Source organism: Pseudomonas tritici, from assembly GCF_014268275.3.
In the GTDB taxonomy this organism is placed as follows: Bacteria; Pseudomonadota; Gammaproteobacteria; order Pseudomonadales; family Pseudomonadaceae; genus Aquipseudomonas; species Aquipseudomonas tritici.
In genome coordinates this window covers 854,900-874,530 of sequence record NZ_CP077084.1, presented here as the reverse complement: position 1 = coordinate 874,530, position 19,631 = coordinate 854,900, and the positions used below count along the sequence as shown (strand labels likewise).

19 protein-coding genes are annotated in these 19,631 nt (G+C 60.3%); 9 read left to right on the top strand and 10 right to left on the bottom strand.

Annotated features, from left to right (window positions below; translation table 11 throughout):
• The first annotated feature begins 21 nt into the window (after positions 1 to 21).
• Positions 22 to 654, top strand: a complete 633-nt coding sequence (locus tag HU722_RS03735; RefSeq protein WP_049710266.1) for a TetR family transcriptional regulator — start codon at positions 22 to 24, stop codon at positions 652 to 654.
• Between the two features lie 5 nt (positions 655 to 659).
• On the opposite strand, the gene HU722_RS03730 is transcribed toward HU722_RS03735, so the two are convergent.
• Positions 660 to 1,157: a C40 family peptidase gene (locus tag HU722_RS03730; RefSeq protein ID WP_065879915.1), complete on the bottom strand. Its 498-nt coding sequence runs from the start codon at positions 1,155 to 1,157 to the stop codon at positions 660 to 662.
• 277 nt (positions 1,158 to 1,434) lie between these two features.
• Between HU722_RS03730 and ureE the strand changes: the two genes are divergently transcribed.
• The 5 genes from ureE (at position 1,435) to HU722_RS03705 (ending at position 5,111) form a co-directional block, all read left to right on the top strand.
• Positions 1,435 to 1,935 (top strand): urease accessory protein UreE, encoded by a 501-nt coding sequence (gene ureE / locus HU722_RS03725; protein WP_010213559.1) that lies wholly within the window; start codon positions 1,435 to 1,437, stop codon positions 1,933 to 1,935.
• Positions 1,932 to 2,606 carry an urease accessory protein UreF gene (locus tag HU722_RS03720; protein ID WP_065874332.1) on the top strand — a complete coding sequence of 225 codons (675 nt, stop codon included), beginning with the start codon at positions 1,932 to 1,934 and terminating at the stop codon, positions 2,604 to 2,606. Before ureE ends, HU722_RS03720 begins: the two co-directional genes overlap by 4 nt.
• Before the next feature lie 12 nt (positions 2,607 to 2,618).
• Positions 2,619 to 3,233, top strand: coding sequence for an urease accessory protein UreG (ureG, locus tag HU722_RS03715; protein WP_065874333.1), 615 nt, complete (start codon positions 2,619 to 2,621; stop codon positions 3,231 to 3,233).
• Between the two features lie 22 nt (positions 3,234 to 3,255).
• Positions 3,256 to 3,828: a HupE/UreJ family protein gene (locus HU722_RS03710; RefSeq protein WP_065889086.1), complete on the top strand. Its 573-nt coding sequence runs from the start codon at positions 3,256 to 3,258 to the stop codon at positions 3,826 to 3,828.
• A gap of 173 nt (positions 3,829 to 4,001) precedes the next feature.
• Positions 4,002 to 5,111, top strand: coding sequence for an AGE family epimerase/isomerase (locus tag HU722_RS03705; RefSeq protein ID WP_065879914.1), 1,110 nt, complete (start codon positions 4,002 to 4,004; stop codon positions 5,109 to 5,111).
• Between the two features lie 119 nt (positions 5,112 to 5,230).
• Here HU722_RS03705 and HU722_RS03700 read toward each other — a convergent pair whose 3' ends face one another.
• The 9 genes from HU722_RS03700 to amaB all read right to left on the bottom strand — a co-directional run bounded on the left by HU722_RS03700 (position 5,231) and on the right by amaB (position 16,271).
• Complete coding sequence (locus tag HU722_RS03700; protein ID WP_065874336.1) at positions 5,231 to 6,136, bottom strand: cation diffusion facilitator family transporter; 906 nt, start codon at positions 6,134 to 6,136, stop codon at positions 5,231 to 5,233.
• Positions 6,137 to 6,302: 166 nt separating this feature from the next.
• The gene (locus HU722_RS03695) at positions 6,303 to 7,070 is read right to left on the bottom strand and encodes an SDR family oxidoreductase (RefSeq protein WP_049710274.1); all 768 of its coding nucleotides are present in this window, start codon (positions 7,068 to 7,070) and stop codon (positions 6,303 to 6,305) included.
• Between the two features lie 730 nt (positions 7,071 to 7,800).
• Positions 7,801 to 8,517, bottom strand: a complete 717-nt coding sequence (locus HU722_RS03690; protein ID WP_065874337.1) for an ABC transporter ATP-binding protein — start codon at positions 8,515 to 8,517, stop codon at positions 7,801 to 7,803.
• Positions 8,514 to 9,389 carry an ABC transporter ATP-binding protein gene (locus tag HU722_RS03685; RefSeq protein ID WP_049710276.1) on the bottom strand — a complete coding sequence of 292 codons (876 nt, stop codon included), beginning with the start codon at positions 9,387 to 9,389 and terminating at the stop codon, positions 8,514 to 8,516. The genes HU722_RS03690 and HU722_RS03685 overlap by 4 nt, the downstream gene beginning before the upstream one ends.
• A complete protein-coding gene (gene livM / locus HU722_RS03680; protein WP_065879912.1) occupies positions 9,386 to 10,663 on the bottom strand; it encodes a high-affinity branched-chain amino acid ABC transporter permease LivM in 1,278 nt (425 codons plus the stop codon). Before livM ends, HU722_RS03685 begins: the two co-directional genes overlap by 4 nt.
• 2 nt (positions 10,664 to 10,665) lie before the next feature.
• Positions 10,666 to 11,580 carry an ABC transporter permease subunit gene (locus HU722_RS03675; RefSeq protein ID WP_048727385.1) on the bottom strand — a complete coding sequence of 305 codons (915 nt, stop codon included), beginning with the start codon at positions 11,578 to 11,580 and terminating at the stop codon, positions 10,666 to 10,668.
• A 235-nt stretch (positions 11,581 to 11,815) separates the two neighbouring features.
• Positions 11,816 to 12,952, bottom strand: coding sequence for a branched-chain amino acid ABC transporter substrate-binding protein (locus HU722_RS03670; RefSeq protein ID WP_065874340.1), 1,137 nt, complete (start codon positions 12,950 to 12,952; stop codon positions 11,816 to 11,818).
• A 374-nt stretch (positions 12,953 to 13,326) separates the two neighbouring features.
• Positions 13,327 to 14,610 carry an L-pipecolate oxidase gene (amaA, locus tag HU722_RS03665; RefSeq protein ID WP_065889088.1) on the bottom strand — a complete coding sequence of 428 codons (1,284 nt, stop codon included), beginning with the start codon at positions 14,608 to 14,610 and terminating at the stop codon, positions 13,327 to 13,329.
• Positions 14,611 to 14,780: 170 nt separating this feature from the next.
• Positions 14,781 to 16,271 carry an L-piperidine-6-carboxylate dehydrogenase gene (gene amaB / locus HU722_RS03660; protein WP_065889090.1) on the bottom strand — a complete coding sequence of 497 codons (1,491 nt, stop codon included), beginning with the start codon at positions 16,269 to 16,271 and terminating at the stop codon, positions 14,781 to 14,783.
• 154 nt (positions 16,272 to 16,425) lie between these two features.
• Here amaB and HU722_RS03655 point away from each other — a divergent pair, with 154 nt between their 5' ends.
• The 3 genes from HU722_RS03655 to nadE all read left to right on the top strand — a co-directional run bounded on the left by HU722_RS03655 (position 16,426) and on the right by nadE (position 19,569).
• Positions 16,426 to 17,316, top strand: coding sequence for a LysR family transcriptional regulator (locus HU722_RS03655; RefSeq protein ID WP_065889092.1), 891 nt, complete (start codon positions 16,426 to 16,428; stop codon positions 17,314 to 17,316).
• 207 nt (positions 17,317 to 17,523) lie between these two features.
• Positions 17,524 to 18,738 (top strand): nicotinate phosphoribosyltransferase, encoded by a 1,215-nt coding sequence (pncB, locus tag HU722_RS03650; RefSeq protein ID WP_012721934.1) that lies wholly within the window; start codon positions 17,524 to 17,526, stop codon positions 18,736 to 18,738.
• Between the two features lie 3 nt (positions 18,739 to 18,741).
• Positions 18,742 to 19,569 carry an NAD(+) synthase gene (gene nadE, locus HU722_RS03645; RefSeq protein ID WP_065874344.1) on the top strand — a complete coding sequence of 276 codons (828 nt, stop codon included), beginning with the start codon at positions 18,742 to 18,744 and terminating at the stop codon, positions 19,567 to 19,569.
• Positions 19,570 to 19,631: the final 62 nt, after the last annotated feature.

Genomic DNA, 19,631 nt, shown 5'->3' with positions numbered 1-19,631 from the left:
GCCAACAAAGCCTGCCCGCCCATGCTGCCCCGCGCCGAACAAAAGCAACAGACCCGCCTCGCCTTGATGGACGCAGCCCGCCATCTGATGGAATGTGGCCGTGGGTTTGGTAGCCTGAGCCTGCGCGAAGTGGCGAAGACAGCTGGCATCGTGCCCACCGGTTTTTATCGCCATTTTGCCGACATGGACCAGCTTGGCCTCGTGTTGGTGAGTGAAGTCGGCCAGACCTTTCGCGCTACGATCCGCCTGGTGCGCCACAACGAATTCGTGATGGGCGGCATTATCGATGCCTCCGTGCGGATCTTTCTCGATGTGGTTTCGGCCAACCGTTCGCAATTCCTGTTCCTCGCCCGCGAGCAATACGGCGGCTGCCTCGCCGTGCGCCAAGCCATCGCGGCGCTGCGCGAAGACATCACTCGCGACCTGGCGGCTGACCTCACTTTCATGCCCAAACTGCAGCACCTGGACGCTGAAGGCTTGCACGTGATGGCGGACTTGATCGTCAAAAGTGTGTTCGCCACCCTTCCCGACATCATCGACCCGCCAGCCCACGCCCTGCCCGCCCACCTCACGCCGCAGGCGAAAATCACCCAGCAATTGCGCTTTATCTTTATCGGTTTGAAGCACTGGCAAGGCCTGGGCAGCACCGAATAACGCAATTAGCCTGCCGAATGGAAACGCTTGGCCGTGGTGTAGTGCTTGTTCCAATAGCGGTTGCTCAGCGAATCGATACGGATGTTTTTGCCGCTGCGCGGTGAATGGATAAATTTGCCCTCGCCTATATAAAGGCCCACATGGCTGACCTGGCCGCTACCGTTTCCTTTGAAAAACACCGCATCGCCGGGCTGGAGCGAGTTGCGCTTGATGGTCGCGGCCGTCGAACGTTGCATTGCCGCCGTGGTGCGCGGTATTCGGATATTGGCTTGAGTCTTGAACAGATACACCAGCAGGCTGCTGCAATCGAAACCCTGCTCTGCCGAGGTACCGCCCCATTTGTAAGGCGTACCCAACAGTTCGTGGGCACGGTCGACCACATCCTCGATAGACGCTTCTTTGGGTGACGCGGTGAAAGAGGGATGGGAGTTCAGATTGGCCGAAGCCGATGAAAGAGCGAGAGACAGACTGACAATAACCAGACAACAAAATGACTTGAACATGATGAACGTCGCGGTGGATTAAACACGGCGCACAGGCTAATGATCTTGCAGGTAACTTGATGAACGCCGAATCCTCATACCCTGTAGGGAAAATCTGAAAACGCCCACCACGCGTGCAACCTATAAAAATACGCACCACTCTGGCGCACACAGAGAATTGCTCCTCGCTCCATTTAGTGGCGCCATCGTCCTTGCCTACAGGCAATTCCTACTCTCTATCGACATTGGCAAGGCCCTTGCTCTAGCTGTTTCATCGCTCATAGCTGGAAGCTTCCTGATGCTGGTGATCCACCGCCGAATCGCCCCTCAAGCCCTCTGGGCCGCCGAGTTGCTGCTGAATTTCGAAGCACGCAGCAAAAGTCGCCTGCGCTGTTTCAGTGCCGACGGTGAAGACGTCGGCCTTTTCCTGGAGCGCGGCCAGCCGCCGCTGCACGATGGCGAATTCCTACAGGCTGAAGACGGACGCGTCGTACGCGTATGCGCCCGGCCTGAACATCTGCTGCACGTCACCTGCAGCAGCGCATTTGAACTGACTCGCGCGGCGTATCACCTGGGTAACCGCCATGTGGCGTTGCAGGTAGGGGACGGCTGGCTGCGCCTGCTGGACGACTATGTGCTCAAGGCCATGCTCGAACAGCTGGGCGCGCAGACCGCAACTATTGAAGCGCCATTCCAGCCGGAGCACGGCGCTTACGGCGGCGGCCACCATCACTCGCGCCATGGCGATGAAGATTTCAACTACCCACCCAAGCTGCATCAGTTCGGCGTGCGTCTATGAACCCAGCCTGGGCGCTGCTGCGTCTGGCCAGTCCGCAATTGCCGATTGGCGGCTACAGCTATTCCCAGGGCCTGGAAATGGCGGTGGAGAACGGTCGCGTCAATGATGCGGCCACTGCACGACGCTGGATCAGCGATCAGTTGCTGCTCAACCTCGCGCGTTTCGAAGCACCGTTGCTGCTCGCGCACTGCCAAGCGGCCTTTGATGAGGATTGGCCGCGCCTGGCGCAATGGTGTGATGAGCATCGCGCCAGCCGCGAGACCCGCGAGCTGTATCAGGAGAGCCGGCAGATGGGCTACTCGCTGCAGCAATTACTCAGCGGATTGCCGGAACTGGACGACGCCGCCCGCGCATTTCTTGAGCGGTGCACCGAGCCGCATCTGGCCCTGGGCTGGGCCCTGGCCGCCCGCGCCTGGAGCATCAGCCCCGCCGATGCCCTCGCCGCGTGGTTGTGGAGCTGGCTGGAAAACCAACTGGCCGTGCTGATGAAAACCCTGCCCCTGGGCCAGCAAGCCGCCCAGCGCCTGACGAGCGAACTGCTGCCGCTGCTGCAACAAGCCCAGCAGGACGCCAGCCGCATCGACCCTACCCATTTCGGCAGCGCCGCTTTCGGCCTGTCCCTGGCGTGCATGGCCCACGAGCGCCAGTACAGCCGCCTGTTCCGTTCCTAGGAGAACACCTACATGAACTCACAACCTTTGCGTGTTGGTATCGGCGGCCCGGTGGGCTCCGGCAAAACGGCCCTGACCCTGGCGCTGTGCCTGGCGCTGCGTGACCGCTACAACCTGGCAGTAGTCACCAACGACATCTATACCCGCGAAGACGCCGATTTCCTGGTGCGTAACCAAGCCTTGGCACCCGAGCGCATCATCGGCGTGGAAACCGGTGGCTGCCCGCACACGGCGATCCGTGAAGACGCCTCGATCAACCTCGAAGCCGTGGATCAGCTCAACCGCCGTTTCCCCGGCCTGGACCTGATCCTGGTGGAGTCCGGCGGCGACAACCTTTCGGCCACCTTCAGCCCCGAGCTGTCGGACCTGACCATCTACGTAATCGATGTGTCAGCCGGCGACAAGCTGCCACGCAAGGGCGGGCCTGGTATTTGCAAATCCGACCTGCTGGTGATCAACAAGATCGACCTGGCACCGCTGGTGGGCGCCTCGCTGGAGTTGATGAACAGCGACACCCAGCGCATGCGCAACGGTAAACCCTTTGTGTTCAGCAACCAGAAAACCGGTGTCGGCCTGGATGACATCGTCGCCTTTATCGAACGCCAAGGCCTGCTGACCGCCGCCTGACCAACCCCCAAGGAGCCCGTTTATGAGCCTCAAGAAACTTTTCACCGCCGCCGCCCTGCTGCTGGCCCCCGCCCTCGCCTTCGCTCACCCGGGCCACGGCGACAACGGCCTGGTGGCCGGCATCAGCCACCCCCTGGGTGGCATTGACCACTTGTTGGCCATGGTGGCCGTCGGCTTGTGGGCCGCCCAACAAAAAGGCGCCGCCCGCTGGGCACTGCCGTGCACTTTTGTGGGCACCATGCTGATTGGCGGCGTGCTGGGTTTTGAGGGCTTGGCATTGCCGGCGCTGGAAAGCGGGATTGCCGCGTCGGTGCTGGCACTGGGCCTGGCGGTGGCGCTGACGGTGCGACCGCCGTTGTTTGTGGCGGTGGGGGCGACGGCATTGTTCGCGCTGTTTCACGGCGTCGCGCACGGTTTGGAGCTGCCGGACATGTCCAACCCTTGGGCGTATGCGGCTGGTTTTGTAGGCGCAACGGCCGTGTTGCACGCGGCGGGTTATGCGGTAGTGCGCTTCCTGCCGGCGGCTGCGGCGCCGTTGGTGCGGGTTGCAGGGGCGGCGTCGGCGGCGACTGGGGTTTGGCTGCTGGCGGGCTGAATTTTGTTGCGTTTGTAAGGGCCTCTTCGCAGGCAAGCCAGCTCCCACGTTTGATTGGGTTCGCACATCAAACTGTGGGAGCTGGCTTGCCTGCGATGGCGGTCTCAAAGACACCACACAACCCAAGCCTGATACCATGCGCGCCTACACCCCTGCCGTGACGACGCCAGCCAATGCCCAGCGCTTCCCAACCCTCCTTGAACACCGTGCTCACGCACTTCCACAGCCTGATCGTACCGCTCTGGCAAGGCCCGGGCTGGAACGCCGAGCTGGCACTGCCCTATGAGGCGCTGGATGCCGATCACCGGCCGCTGCCCCCACAACGCTACCGCGCCATGGCCTGCGCGCGGCAGCTGTACCTGTTTGCCAGCCTGATCGGCGAGCCTGGCGCAGCCTTCGCCGAGGAGCGCGCAGCGGTTCTGTTCCGTTCACTGCAACAGCACTTCCATGACGCCGAGCACGGCGGCTGGTTCTACAGCATTGATCCCGCCGGCCAGCCGCTCGACCAGCGCAAAGACCTCTACACCCACGCCTTCATCATCTTCGCCTGCGCCCATTACTGGGCCAAGGTGCGTGCGCCGCTGGTAGAATCGGTGCTCAATGCGGCCCTGGAAGTGGTCGCCGAGCGGTTTTCCACAGGCGACGGCCTGTATGAAGCCGTGCTGGAGCGCAACTGGTCATCGCTTGAATCCGGCCCGCTGCAAAACCCATTGATGCACTTGGCCGAAGGGTTCCTCGCCACCCTCGCGGTGCGTGAAGACGCCCGCGTGCAGGCAGCCCTGCTGGCACTGGCGACAGCCATGCAACAGCGCTTCATCGACCGCCAGCACGGCGTGATGATGGAAAAACCGCTGGGCGCTGTGGATAACTGGTTCGAACCGGGACACCAGTTCGAGTGGTTCTTTTTGCTGGAATCGTCAGATGTACTGCGCGGTACGCCGCTGCATGCGTCGCTGACCCGGGCTTTCGCCTACGCCGAGCAACAGGGTGTGGATAACGTAAGCGGCGCGGTCAGCGGCATGCTGGCGCTGGACGGCACGGTACGCGACGGCACTCAACGTATCTGGGCCCAGGCCGAATACCTGCGGGCACTGACCTTGCGGCCAGGCAGCGAAGCGGTGCTACAGCGCCAACTGCTCGCGCTGCAACAGCACTTCTTGCATGAAAAGGGTTGGAATGAATGCCTGGATGCCGAGGGCGTCGTGAGTCGACGGGATATGCCGTCGACTACGCCTTATCATTTGGCGACTTGCTATCAGGGTCTGATCCGGTCTCTCGGCTGATTTTCAGGGCCTCTTCGCGAGCAAGCCCGCTCCTACACTTGACCGTGTTCCAACATGTGAATGCGGTCGAATGTGGGAGCGGGCTTGCTCGCGAAGGCTTCACCTCGGTCTAACTGCCCTCACGCAATCCACTTACGATCTCCCGTAAAACTGATCGTCAGCCAGCGCGCCGCATCCGGCGTGCCGAGCCCTGTGGATATCTCTTCGCGCAGCCCGTCCAGGGTCGCAACGTTATCCACCGGATAATCCGCCGGCAGCACCACATGAATCTCGATAAACCGCGCCCGCCCGTGTTTTTGCACGTAGGACACGTAGTCGTCGAAACCATGCTTGGCCTGTGCCGCGTCCATCACTTCGCGCACTTTGTCATCCAGGTGGTCCGGGGCAATCCCCAGCACCTCGCGCAACGCCGGGCGCAGGATCTTGAACGCCGGCGCCAGCATGCTCAGGGCCAGCAGGATCAGGATCAACGGGTCGACATACACCGCCCACTCGCCATAGCCCTGGGACTTGAGCAGCAGTGCCGCCAGAAAGCTGATCAGCAAGCCCACCGAGAGCATCGCGTCCACCAGCCAACTGATGTTGTCGAACTGGATCAGCGATGATTTCAGCGTGCGATTGCGATAGCGCACGTAAAAGAAGTAGGCGAATTCGACGACGGTAAACACCGCCGCGTAGAGGATCACCAGCCCCAACTCGATCTCACGCCCGCCATTGATAATGCCGAACACGCCGTTGAGGAACGCATAAATGGCGATCAGCAACAGGAAACTGCCTTCGATCAGCAACACCATGGGCTCCAGGTGCCAATAGCCGAACTGGAAGCGCTCGTTGCTTTTCTTGGCGATCAGCTTGGCCGTGATCAGCATCAACACCTTGATGGCGGTGGCGATCAGCGAGAAAAAGCCGTCGAACAGAATGGATTGGGCGCCAGATACCACACCCGTGACAATCCCGGCGATCGCTACCGCGAACATCAGGATGGTCGATTGTTTGAGCAGTGACTGCTCACCTCGGTTACTCACATTTCCTCCTGTCAAAACCTTAAAACCGCACAGTGCGGAGGGGTTTTCAGAGGTGGAGTGTACCTTATGCCGTGTTTTGGCCGATTTGCTGCCTATTTGGCGGCTGACAATGAAATGTGTAGTGAGCGAGCATGCCTCGCGCGGGGCAAGCCCGCTCACTACAAAATCAGGCTTTAGCGCCGCGCTCAATCGCAAACCCAGCCCATGTTTGGCTCACCGGCATCAACTCCAACCGGTTGATATTCACATGCGCCGGCGTATTCATGACCCAGAAGATCGTGTCCGCAATATCCTGCGGCTGAATCGGCTCGGCACCGGCATACGTCGCGTCATACCGCGCCTGGTCACCACCAAAGCGCACCAACGAAAACTCGCTCTCGCACAGGCCTGGCTCGATGTTGGTCACGCGCACGCCGGTACCTTGCAGGTCGCAGCGCAGGTTCAGCGAGAACTGCTTAACAAACGCCTTGGAGCCGCCATACACATGGCTGCCCGGGTACGGGTAGCTGCCGGCGATGGAGCCCAGGTTGATGATCCCGGCGCCACGGCCATGCGCGATCAGGCGCGGCAGCAGCAGGCTGGTGGTGGTCAACAAGCCCTTGATGTTGGTGTCGACCATGGTTTCCCAATCGTCGAGGCTGCACTTGGGCGCCGGGTCAGTGCCCACGGCCAGGCCGGCGTTGTTGATCAGCCCGCGCAGCTTCGCGAACGACGGCGGCAGGTTGGCGATGGCGTCTTCCATGCCCTTGCGGTCACGCACGTCCACAACCAGGCCATGCACTTCGGTCTGCTTTGAAAGCTCTTCGACCAGCGCATTCAGGCGGTCGGCACGCCGGCCAGTCAGCACCAGTTTCCAGCCAGCGTCGGCAAAACGACGAGCACAGGCTTCGCCGAAACCTGAGGTTGCGCCAGTAATAAACAGCGTGTCGGACATGGTGTTCTCCTTGCGGGCATCGGGAAAAAAGTTGCCAGCAGAATGCCCTTACGCCGCGGTGGCGGCAACCGCTAAGCGCATAACTTCATGTGCAGCTGATCACTTTTTAACCATTGCACGCAAAGCCTTATGAACCGTGGCGTGCAGCCATATGCACGCAGGTTATCCACAACTGCGCCCACAGTCTTTGGGGGCAAGTGCAAAAAGCTCCAGGCCTCTGTACACAAGGGTTACAGGGGGTTTTAGAAAGTTTTTTGCTTGACCTTAGACGGGCCGTATGTAGACCCATCGACAGGCGGGAAATCAGAACGATGGCTCCAGGCCAGTCATTCCGGCCTCTGCGGCCGTCTTTCCAGAGTTTAGTCACAGACTTATCCACAGGCTGGCGGGACATATTTCGGTCATATACCTGTGTCTTTAAACAGGTTGACAAAGCCCTCGGGCGGTCGCGAAAAAGCCGCTGATCAAAAAACAACCGACTCGCTACAAGCCACGGTTTTAAAGGCTTTCAGCCAGCTACTCCCACGTTACCCACAGCCGGTTCCACAGTGGATGGGGACAAGTCAAAACTGTGACAAAACAGGGATTTGCGGCGGCTATATGTCGCGCTTTAGAGGGCGGCTGGATTTGTTTTCCACAATTTCCAGAACGGTCTGTGGATAGCACTAAAAAGACTGCGGGAGCCGCTTTTATGTGGGCTCCCACAGTGGGTGCTGCGTCGTTATTTAGATCAGTGGCCGCCGAGGTAGGCGTTGCGCACTTCCTCGTTGACCAACAATTCCTTACCAGTACCCGTCAGGCGAATCTCACCGTTAACCATCACATACGCCCGATCCGACAGACGCAGCGCATGGTTGGCGTTCTGCTCCACCAGGAAAATAGTCATCCCGGTCGCCGCCAACTCGCGCAGGGTCGAGAAGATCTGCTTCACCACAATTGGCGCCAGCCCCAGGCTAGGTTCGTCCAACAGCAACAACTTTGGACGGCTCATCAACGCGCGGGCGATGGCGAGCATTTGCTGCTCGCCACCGGACATGGTCATGGCCCGCTGGGTACGCCGTTCCTTGAGCCGTGGGAACAGCTCGAACATGCGCTGCATGTCTTCCTGGGCGAACTTGTCGCCAATCGGGATGGTGCCCATCAGCAGGTTTTCCTCGACGGTCATGTCGGGGAACACCCGCCGCCCTTCCGGCGACTGCGCAATACCATTGGAGGCAATGTAGTGGGACGACTTGTGGGTAATGTCGACGCCGTTATAGAGGATCTGCCCTGACTCGGCCCGTGGCTGGCCGAAAATCGACATCAGCAGCGTGGACTTGCCCGCGCCGTTGGAGCCGATCAGGCTGACGGTTTCGCCTTCGTTGATATGCAGCGAGACTTTTTTCAGGGCCTGGATCGGACCGTAGTACACGTCCAGGTCCTTCATTTCGAGGATAGGTCCGCTCATACCAGCTCCTCTTCGTCGGCGCCCAGGTAGGCGGCAATCACTTTCGGGTCGTTGCGGATCGCTTCCGGCCCGCCTTCGGCGATCACGTTGCCGTGGTCCAGCACCACGATGTGGTCGGAAATACTCATCACCATGCCCATGTCGTGTTCGATCAGCACGACCGTGAGGTCGTGTTCGTCGCGCAGCAGGCGAATCATCGCGCTGAGGGCTTCGGTTTCCTGGGGGTTGAGGCCCGCTGCCGGCTCATCGAGGCAGATGATCTGCGGCCGCGTGCACATGGCGCGAGCGATCTCCAGGCGGCGCTGCTGGCCGTAGGAAAGTTCGCCGGCCAGGCGGTTGGCACAGTCCACCAGGTCCACCACTTCCAGCCAGTAGAAAGCGTGGTCAAGGGCATCGCTTTCGGCTTTGCGGTAGCCCTTGGTGTTGAGGATACCCGCGAGCATATTGCGGTTGACCCACATGTGCTGGGCCACCAGCAGGTTTTCCACCACCGACATTTCCTTGAACAGGCGAATGTTCTGGAAGGTTCGCGCCAGGCCAGCACGGTTCACCAGGTGGGTGCCGCCGAACATCTTGTAGTACACCCGACTGAGGAAACTTTTCGGCGACACAAAGTCGACGGCTTTGAAGCGCTCGCCGAGCAGTTGGATCACGTTTGTCTGCTTACCACGCACATTGAGTTCAATCTTGCCGCCGCTGGCTTTGTAGAAGCCGGTGAGGCAGTTGAATACCGTGGTCTTGCCGGCGCCGTTGGGGCCGATCAGGGCGAAGATCGAGTTGCGTTCCACCTTGAGGCTCACATCGCTCAAGGCTTTGATGCCACCGAAGTGCATCATCAAGTGCTCAACGGAAAGGACGACTTCCTTGCTCATGGCGCCACTCCTTTACGTGGTGTCACACCGGTACGGCTGATGCGGATCAAGCCGCGCGGTCGCCAGATCATCATCACCACCATCAACACGCCAAACAGCAGCACGCGGTATTCGGAGAAGCTGCGCAGCAGTTCGGGCGCGACGGTCAATACGAAGGCCGCAATCACCACGCCGACCGTCGAGCCCATGCCACCCAAGACCACGATGGCCAGGATCAGCGCCGACTCGAAGAAGGTAAACGAGGACGGGTTGACGAAGCCCTGGTAGCTGGCAAAGAACACCCCGGCCAGGCCCGCAGTCGACGCACCGATGGTGAACGCCGAGAGCTTGACCAGTACGTGGTTCAGGCCCATGGAACGGCAGGCGATTTCATCTTCGCGCAGCGCTTCCCAGGCACGGCCGACCGGCATGCGGGTCAGGCGATGCTTGATGTACAGCACCAGCATCACCACGATGAACAACACGATGTAGATAAACATGAACTTGAAATTAGGGTTGTAATCGATGCCAAAAAACTCATGAAAGGGCACCCCGCCATCCTTGGCCTTGCGCACGAACTCCAGCCCCATGAAGGTCGGTGACGGCACGGGCATGCCATTCGGGCCGCCGGTAAACGACAGCCAGTTGTTAAGCACCAAGCGGATGATTTCACCGAACCCCAGGGTCACGATAGCCAGGTAGTCACCGTGCATTCGTAATACCGGAAACCCGAGGATGCACCCCGCCAGCGCCGCCGCAATGGCCGCCAGTGGCAGCACCGTCCAGAAACCCAGGCCCAGGTATTGATAACCCAGCGCCAGGCCGTAGGCACCGATGGCGTAGAACGCCACGTAGCCCAAGTCGAGCAAGCCCGCCAGGCCTACCACGATGTTCAGGCCCAACCCGAGCAACACGTAGATCAGCCCGAGGATCACCACGGTCAGCAGGTACTTGTTGGCGAAGATCGGGAACACGATGGCGATCACGATGAGTGCCGGAATGATCCAGCGCAGCCGCGATTTATAGTCCGGTTTCTGTACGTGCACGCCGGAGCCGCTGCTCTCGAATCCCTGCAGGATTCTTATACCCTTGGGCGTTTGCAGGAACAGGCTCATGGCGAACCGGCCGAGCATCACAATCGCGACCATCACGCCGACGCGGGTCGGTTCCAGGTTGAAGCTGTAGCCATCGAGGACAACGCCAACGATGGGCCCGAAGATGATCAACGAAATCAGCCCGGCGAGGACTGCATCGACCACACTTTTCTTGATATCGATTGGTTTGGCAGCAGACATGTTTACACCTTAGCCACGAGTGGGCGACCAAGCAGGCCCTGAGGACGGAAAATCAGAATCACCACCAGCAGGGAGAAACTGAACACGTCTTTGTAGTCAGAGTTGATCAACCCCGAGAACAGCGACTCGGAGATACCCAGGATAATCCCGCCCAACATCGCCCCTGGCAGGGAGCCGATGCCGCCGAGTACCGCCGCGGTAAACGCCTTGATGCCGATGATGAAGCCGGCATAGAAATCGAAGGTGCCGTAGTTGAGGGTGATCAGCACGCCGGCCAGTGCAGCCATGGCGGCACCGATGACAAACACATAGGAGATCACCCGGTCGGTGTTGATGCCGAGGATCGAGGCCATCTTGCGGTCTTGCTGGGTCGCGCGGCACATGCGGCCGAGCTTGGTGTATTTGATGATGTAGGTCAGCAACGCCATGCCGGCAAACGCCGCCACGAGGATGAACACCTTGGTGTACGTGAGCTGCACGAACCCGGTGCCGATGTCGACACGCCAGGCCCCTGCCAGCAAGGTTGGAATACCTTGTTGCTTGGCGCCCTGGGCGATCTGCGCGTAGTTCTGCAGGATCAGGGAAATCCCGATGGCGCTGATCAGCGGTGCCAGGCGGGTGGAGTTACGCAGCGGTTTGTAGGCGACACGTTCGATGACCCAACCGTAAACGCCGGTGACGACGACGGTGAAGACCAAGGTGCCAAGAATGAGCAGCGGAAAGGATTCGATGCCGAAGTAAGCCAGCAGTGCCAGACTGATCGCCGCGAGGTAAGCGGAAATCATATAAACCTCGCCGTGGGCGAAGTTGATCATGCCAATGATGCCATAGACCATTGTGTAGCCGATGGCGATCAGGCCATAGACCGACCCGAGGGTCAGGCCGTTGACCAGTTGCTGCAGGAAAATACCATCCATAACGCAATCTCACGCGGTGAGCACCTGCACACCGGTGGGTGTGCGGCGCTTCTGGAGGAAAAGACAGATCTTGTTGCCTGACACGATGGGACTGACAACTGCGATCCATTGTGGGAGCTGGCTTGCCTGCGATAGCGGTTTCAGATTCAACACACGTGCTGACTGCCAGTCCGTCATCGCGGGCAAGCCCGGCTCCCACATTGGCTCTGTGTTGCCGGAGTGATCGTGTTTACGCTTATTTCTGTTTTTCCAACTGGTGGTATTTGCCTTCCTTGTCCCACTGGTAAACCACATAGTCGGAGACTTTCAGGTCGCCCTTGGCGTCCCAGGTCTTCTCGCCCATCACGGTTTTCACAGGGTTGGCCTTGAGCCACTTGGCGGCGTCTTCGCCTTTGTCGGACTTGGCACCGTTGAAGCCGGCGGCCAGGGCCTGGAGCGAGGCGTAGGCGTACAAGGTGTAGCCTTCAGGCTCGTAGCCGGCTTTGCGGAACTCTTCCACCACGGCCTTGCTTTCGGGCAACAGGCGCGGGTCGGCGCCAAAGGTCATGTAGACGCCGTCCACGTATTGCTTGCCGCCTGCGGTGGTGACCAATTCGTCGGTCACTACGCCGTCATCGGACATGAACTTCACATCTTTCAGGCCGGCTTCACGCAGTTGGCGAACCAAAGGACCGGCTTCCGGGTGCAGTCCGCCGAAGTACACGACGTCAGCGCCGGTAGAACGGATTTTGGTGACCAGAGCACTGAAGTCTTTCTCGCCACGGGTCAGGCCTTCTTCCAGCACCGGCTTGACGCCGCGCTTGGTCAACTGGGCAGCAGTGGCGTCAGCCAGGCCTTTGCCGTAGGTGTCTTTGTCGTTGATCACGGCAATTTTCTTGCCCTTGAGCACGTCGACGATATAGTCGCCGGCCACGATGCCCTGCTGGTCGTCACGCCCGCACATACGGAACATTGCGCTCATGCCGCGCTCGGTCACTTGTGGGTTGGTGGAACCTGGGGTGATGGCGATCACGCCCGCGTCGTTATACACCTCGGACGCCGGGATGGTGTTCGACGAGCAGAAGTGCCCGACCACGCCGATCACTTTGTCCTGGTCGACCAGCCGGTTGGCCACGGCTACGGCCTGCTTGGGTTCGCAGGCATCGTCGCCGGCGACCAGCTTGATCTGCTCACCGTTAATGCCGCCGGCCTTGTTGATCGCATCGGCTGCCGCTTGGGCACCCTTCATGTACTGCTCACCGAAAGAGGCGTTGGCGCCAGTCATCGGCCCCGCAACGCCAATCTTCACATCAGCTTGAACAAACGCAGAAACACCCAGCGCCGCTGCAACGGCGAGGGCCAGGAAACCTTTCTTGTAAAACGTCTGGGACATGAGTGGTGCTCCGATATTTTTGATTTTTGGCACGACAACTTGCGTTCAAACTTTTCACTGAAAGCTCAGAGCAAGGCGCGTGCCACTACGTTTTTATTCTTCAAAAAGACACGGTGTCATTGTTATTGCAGGCGTTTCAGCGCCCATCGCAAGGACGTGCAACCGTCTAGCATCAGAAGGTGCAACCAATGGATCGAAAAAGTACAACCTCGACAGGTCGCACCTGCAACCAACCCCATAAACGACAGTTCCTACCGCTGTAACAAACGGCGTAACGGAACTGCACATTTACAGTGCGTGACTGCTACGACTTGCACCAATACAGATTAGTAGCCTGCTAAGAAAATGCAGGCTTTTGAGCGGTATTTCGCTGATCAGATCACGATCCTCAGGCATTGGCCCGCGTGATACAGCGAAAATCCGGCTTCATAAAGACAGCTGCGCAGGCCCACCCCAGCCAGCGGTTGCATAGGCGCGAAGGGGATCGGCAATGCCTGTGGATTCTGGTGACACACGTAGTCGGCGAACGCCTTGCCCACCACGCTGCCGGTGGTCACGCCGCGCCCGTTATAGCCCGTTACTGCCACCAGGCCAGGGGCGGGTTCGAACAGGCGCATCAAGTGGTCCGGAGTGAAGGCAATGCAGCCGGTCCAGGTGTATTCCCACTGCACCGATTTGAGGTACGGGAAGTAATGCTGCTGCACCCGATCGGCCCACGCCTCGAGGAACCAAGCCGGTTTCTGGTTTCCGTTGCCCAGGCTACCGAGCAACAGGCGGCCATCGGCATCGCGGCGAATGCTGCTCAGCACCTGGCGCGTATCCCACGAACCTTGGCCGCCGGGGAGGATTTGCTGGGCGGCGTCCCCCGTCAGCGGGGCCGACGCGACCTGGTAGTAGTAACCGGGGAAGAAATTGCGCCGCAGCTCGGTCCATTCGCCTTCGGTGTAGGCATTTGAGGCGATGACCACCTGTGCAGCCTGCACTGAGCCTTGGGCAGTCTGCACCGACCAGTGCGCACCTTGGCGTTCGAGCTGGGTGACTGGGGAATGGTCGAACAACTGCCCGCCAAGGCCGACAGCCGCATTCGCCAAACCACTGGTGTAAGCCATTGGATTCAAGGTGCCGGCGCGCCGATCCAGCAAGGCGGCAGCGATTTTCTTAGTGCCAGTGGCTTGCTCGCAGGCTTGGCCGGTGAGCAATTCCACCGGCGCGCCCCGGCGTTTCCATTGTTCTTCACGACTGCGCAAATCTGCTTCGCCACGGGCGTTGTGCGCCATGTGCAACGTGCCCTCGCGGCGCAATTGGCAGTCGATGTTGTATTTGTCGATCAGGCTGAACACCAGCGACGGCGCCGCCCCCAGCATGCGGTTGAGCTGGCTGCCCACCGCCTCGCCGAAACCGGCTTCGATCTCATCCGGCGGGATCCACATCCCGGCATTGACCAACCCGACGTTGCGCCCCGAACCGCCGTGGCCGGTGCGATGGGCCTCCAGCACGGCAACGCTTTTACCCTGTTCCAGCAAGTGGATGGCCGCCGACAGCCCGGTGATCCCGGCGCCGATCACGCACACATCCACCTTGACGTCGCCCTTGAGCGCGGCGCGGTCTGGCCGGCCAGGGGTGAGGTGTTCCCACAAACATGTTTCGCGCAGTGCCATTGCCAGACTCCGATGAGACCTAACAAACAACAGTTTCAGGGTTGTAAACCCAATCAACGGTGGGAGCTGGCTTGCCTGCGATGCAGGCACCTCGGTGTATCAGCTAGACCGAAGTGATGCTATCGCAGGCAAGCCAGCTCCCACATTCTGACCTCACTCCGACTGAGAGATCAGTCGAAGGTAATACCCTGGGCCAATGGCAGTTCCAACGAGTAGTTCACCGTATTGGTCTGCCGACGCATATACCCGCGCCACGCATCCGAACCCGATTCACGCCCACCGCCCGTTTCTTTCTCACCGCCAAACGCGCCGCCGATTTCCGCGCCGCTCGGGCCGATGTTGACGTTGGCGATGCCGCAGTCACTGCCCACGGCCGACATGAACTGCTCGGCTTCGCGCACATCGGTAGTGAAGATGCATGACGACAAACCTTGAGGCACGGCGTTGTTCAGACGCAGGGCTTCAGCGAAATCGGTGTAGCCAATCACGTAAAGAATCGGCGCGAACGTTTCAGTGCACACCACGTCGCTTTGCTCGGGCATTTCCACGATGGCCGGCGACACGTAGTAGGCGTTAGGGAATGTGTCTTGCAGTTGGCGCTTGCCGCCGAACACCTTGCCGCCTTCGCTCAAGGCTTGCTCCAGGGCGTCCTGCATGTTCTCGAAGCCGTGTTTGTCGATCAGTGGGCCGATCAGGTTGCCTTCCAGCGGGTGGCCGATGCGCACCTTGGAATAGGCGGCCTTGAGGCGGGTGACGATTTCCTCCTTCACCGACTCGTGGGCGATCAGCCGGCGTAGGGTGGTGCAACGCTGGCCGGCCGTGCCGACCGCGCTGAACAGGATGGCGCGCACGGCCATGTCCAGGTCGGCGCTTGGGCCGAGGATCATTGCGTTGTTGCCGCCCAGCTCCAGGATGCTGCGGGCAAACCGTGCGGCGACTTTCGGTGCCACTTCGCGGCCCATGCGGGTGCTGCCGGTGGCGCTGATCAACCCGACGCGCGGGTCATCCACCAGCGCGGCGCCGGCGTCGCGGCCGCCGATGATCACTTGGCTGAGGTACTCGGGCGCGCCGTCGAATTTCTTCAACACACGCTCGAACAGCGCCTGGCAAGCCAGCGCGGTAAGCGGGGTCTTTTCCGAGGGTTTCCAGATCACCGCGTTGCCGCACACCAGCGCCAGGGTGGTGTTCCACGCCCACACGGCGACCGGGAAGTTGAAGGCGCTGATCACGCCGACCACGCCCAGCGGGTGCCAGGTTTCACGCATATGGTGGCCCGGGCGTTCGGAGGCGATGGTCAAACCGTACAGCTGGCGCGACAGGCCGACGGCGAAGTCGCAGATGTCGATCATTTCCTGCACTTCACCCAGGCCTTCCTGGGTGATCTTGCCGGCTTCCCAGGACACCAGCTCGCCGAGGTCGGCCTTGTACTCGCGCAACACATCACCGAACTGACGCACCAGTTCGCCGCGGCGTGGTGCCGGCACGTTGCGCCAGGCCTCGAATGCATGCTCGGCGCGACTGACCTGTTGCTCCACCTCGGCGGCACCTTCCCAGTTCACGCTGCCGATACGGCTGCCATCGATCGGCGAATGCACGGGTTGTTTCCCCGACTGGTACAGCGCCGGGTTTACCCCGAGACGTTCAAGCAATGCGGCAACCATGGGTCACTCCTTCAATCTGCAAACAGAAAATTGCGCCGCCGACAGACACGGCGATCCAGGGCTTATTTGTAGCTGGCCGAAGACTTGCCAACAAACGACGATTAGGCGAGATATCATTCCGTTTATTCATGCAAAGAATAAAAAGAGGCGTGCCGTGCTCAATAAAAGACATTTGCCCTCGATCACTGCCTTGCAGTGTTTCGAAGCCGCCACCCGCCACCTGAGTTTCACCCGCGCCGCCGAGGAACTGAACCTCACGCAGAGCGCGGTGAGCAAGCAGGTGGCGCAGCTGGAAGAGTTGTTGCAACACCTGCTGTTTCGCCGGGTGCGCCGCCGCTTGCAGATGACGCCAGCGGGCGACCTGTACCTGGTGGAAGTGCGCAAGATCCTCACGCAGGTGGAGATGTCCACCCACTACCTGCGTTCCTACGGCGGCGAGACCGAAGTGTTGCGGGTGTCTACGCCCTACACCTTTGGCGCGCGCTGGCTGGTACCGCGCCTCAAGGGCTGGCGCCTGCGTCATCCGCAGATCCACCTGGACCTGTGCAACGAGCAGGAGCCGGACGAGCTGCTGCAAGGCAAGGCCGACATGGCCTTCTACTTTGGCCAGGGCTCACGCCCCGGCACCGAGAGTCTGAAATTGTTCAGCGAAGAGCTGGTGCCGGTGTGCGCCCCCGAAAGCCTGCCCGCGCAGCCGTTCACCGATCCCACGCAACTCAGCGACCTGGTCCTGCTGCAAAACGCCTCACGGCCCCAGGGGTGGCATGACTGGTTTGCCAGCCAGGGCTTCCACACCGAGCACAGCTATCACGGACCGCGTTTTGACACCTTTTATATGTGCATTCGTGCGGCCCAGGTCGGCTGTGGCGTGGCCTTGCTGCCGCGCTTTCTGGTGGAAGAGGAACTGGCGGATGGCACGCTGGTGATCCCTTGGCAGCACGCAATGCCGAGTCAGGATGCGTATTTCCTGGCGTATCCGGAGCATTCGGCGGAAGTGCCCAAGGTGCGCGAATTTGTGAAGTGGATGATGGAGCAGGTTATTTAGTGCCTGGAATATCGCTTTCGCGAGCAAGCCCGCTCCCACAGTTTGAAATGCATTCCAAGTGTGGGAGCGGGCTTGCTCGCGAAAGCGCCGGTGGCCTTGGCAAAAAAATCACTGGCAAAACAACACAGGTCTATGCGCCACTAGCCCTCTTCCCTAATTGTGCGTAAAGGTCGGCGCCCATTGCCGACCCGTCTGGAGATTCCCGTTATGAGCGAGAGTGTGTTTGCCGATCGCATCGTGCAGAACTTGCTCGACACCGACTTCTACAAGCTGACCATGATGCAGGCGGTGCTGCACAACTACCCCAACGTGGAAGTTGAATGGGAGTTTCGTTGCCGAAACAGCGAAGACCTGCGCCCGTACCTGGCGGAGATCCGCTACCAGATCGAACGCCTCGCCGAGCTGAGCCTGAGCCCGGACCAACTGGGTTTCCTCGAACGCATCAGCTTCATGAAGCCGGATTTTTTGCGCTTTCTCGGGCTGTTCCGCTTCAACCTGCGCTACGTGCAAACCGGCATCGAGAACGGCGAATTGTTCATCCGCCTGCGCGGGCCGTGGCTGCATGTGATCCTGTTTGAGGTGCCAATGCTGGCCATCGTCAGCGAAGTGCGTAACCGCTACCGCTACCAGACCGTGATCCTCGAACAGGCCCGCGAGCAGTTGTATCGCAAATTCGACTGGCTGACGGCAAATGCCAGCAGCGATGAGCTGTCAGAGCTGCAAGTGGCCGACTTCGGCACGCGCCGGCGCTTCTCGTACCGCGTGCAGGAAGAAGTGGTCAGCGTGCTCAAGCATGATTTCCCAGGGCGTTTTGTCGGCACCAGCAACGTGCACCTGGCCCGCGAATTCGATATGAAACCGCTGGGCACCATGGCCCACGAATGGATCATGGCCCACCAGCAACTCGGCCCGCGCCTGATCGACAGCCAGATCGCCGCACTCGATTGCTGGGTCCGCGAGTACCGTGGGCTGCTGGGCATTGCCCTGACCGATTGCATCACCACCGACGCGTTCCTCGGCGACTTCGATTTGTACTTCGCCAAGCTGTTCGACGGCCTGCGCCATGACTCCGGCGACCCGGTGCAATGGGCGGAAAAAGCCATCGCCCATTATCATAAGCTGGGTATCGAGCCGATGAGCAAGACTCTGGTGTTCTCCGACAGCCTGTCATTGCCCAAGGCCCTGGAGATATTCCGCGCACTGCGGGGTCGGATCAATGTGAGCTTTGGCATTGGCACCAACCTGACCTGCGACATTCCAGGTGTCGAGCCGATGAGCATCGTGCTTAAAATGACCGCCTGCAATGGCCAGCCCGTCGCGAAGATTTCCGATGAAGCGGGCAAGACCCACTGCACCGACCCGAATTTCGTCGCCTATTTGCGTCATGTTTTCAAAGTACCTGCCATCTCTAGCAAGGAGTGAATCATGCAAGCCGTACAGCGTGAGATTGCTGAACAGCTCAAGGTCCAAGCGCCGTTCAAAGACCCGGCAGCCCTCGAGGCCGAGGTTGCCCGGCGCGTGACCTTTATCCAGGACTGCCTGCGCAATTCCGGGCTCAAAGCGTTGGTGCTGGGCATCAGCGGTGGCGTCGACTCCCTGACCGCCGGCCTGTTGGCCCAACGCGCGATGCAGGAACTACGCGCCAGCACCGGGGATGACGCCTACCGTTTTATCGCCGTGCGCCTGCCCTACGAAACCCAGTTCGACGAAATCGACGCCCAGGCCTCGGTGGACTTTATCGAACCGGACGAGCGCCACACCGTGAACATCGGCCCGGCGGTGAAAGCCCTGGCCAATGAAGTGGCAGCGTTTGAAGGCAAGGCTTCGGTGTCCCGCGATTTCGTGCTGGGCAACACCAAGGCGCGCATGCGCATGGTGGCGCAGTACACCATCGCCGGCGCGGCCGGTGGGCTGGTGATTGGCACCGACCATGCGGCAGAAGCGGTGATGGGCTTTTTCACCAAGTTTGGTGACGGCGCGTGCGATCTGGCGCCATTGAGCGGGCTGGTGAAGAACCAGGTGCGCGCGATTGCACGGCACTTTGGTGCGCCTGAGTCGTTGGTGGAGAAAGTGCCGACGGCGGACCTGGAAGACCTCTCGCCGGGCAAGCCGGACGAAGCGTCACATGGCGTGACCTACACCGAGATCGATGCGTTCCTGCACGGCGAGCCGGTGCGCGAGGAAGCGTTCCGGATTATCTGTGAGACGTATCGCAAGACTGAGCACAAGCGGGTGATGCCGTTTGCGCCGTGAGGTGAGCCAGATAGGCTTGTGTTGACTGTTAGACCGCTATCGCAGGCAAGCCAGCTCCCACA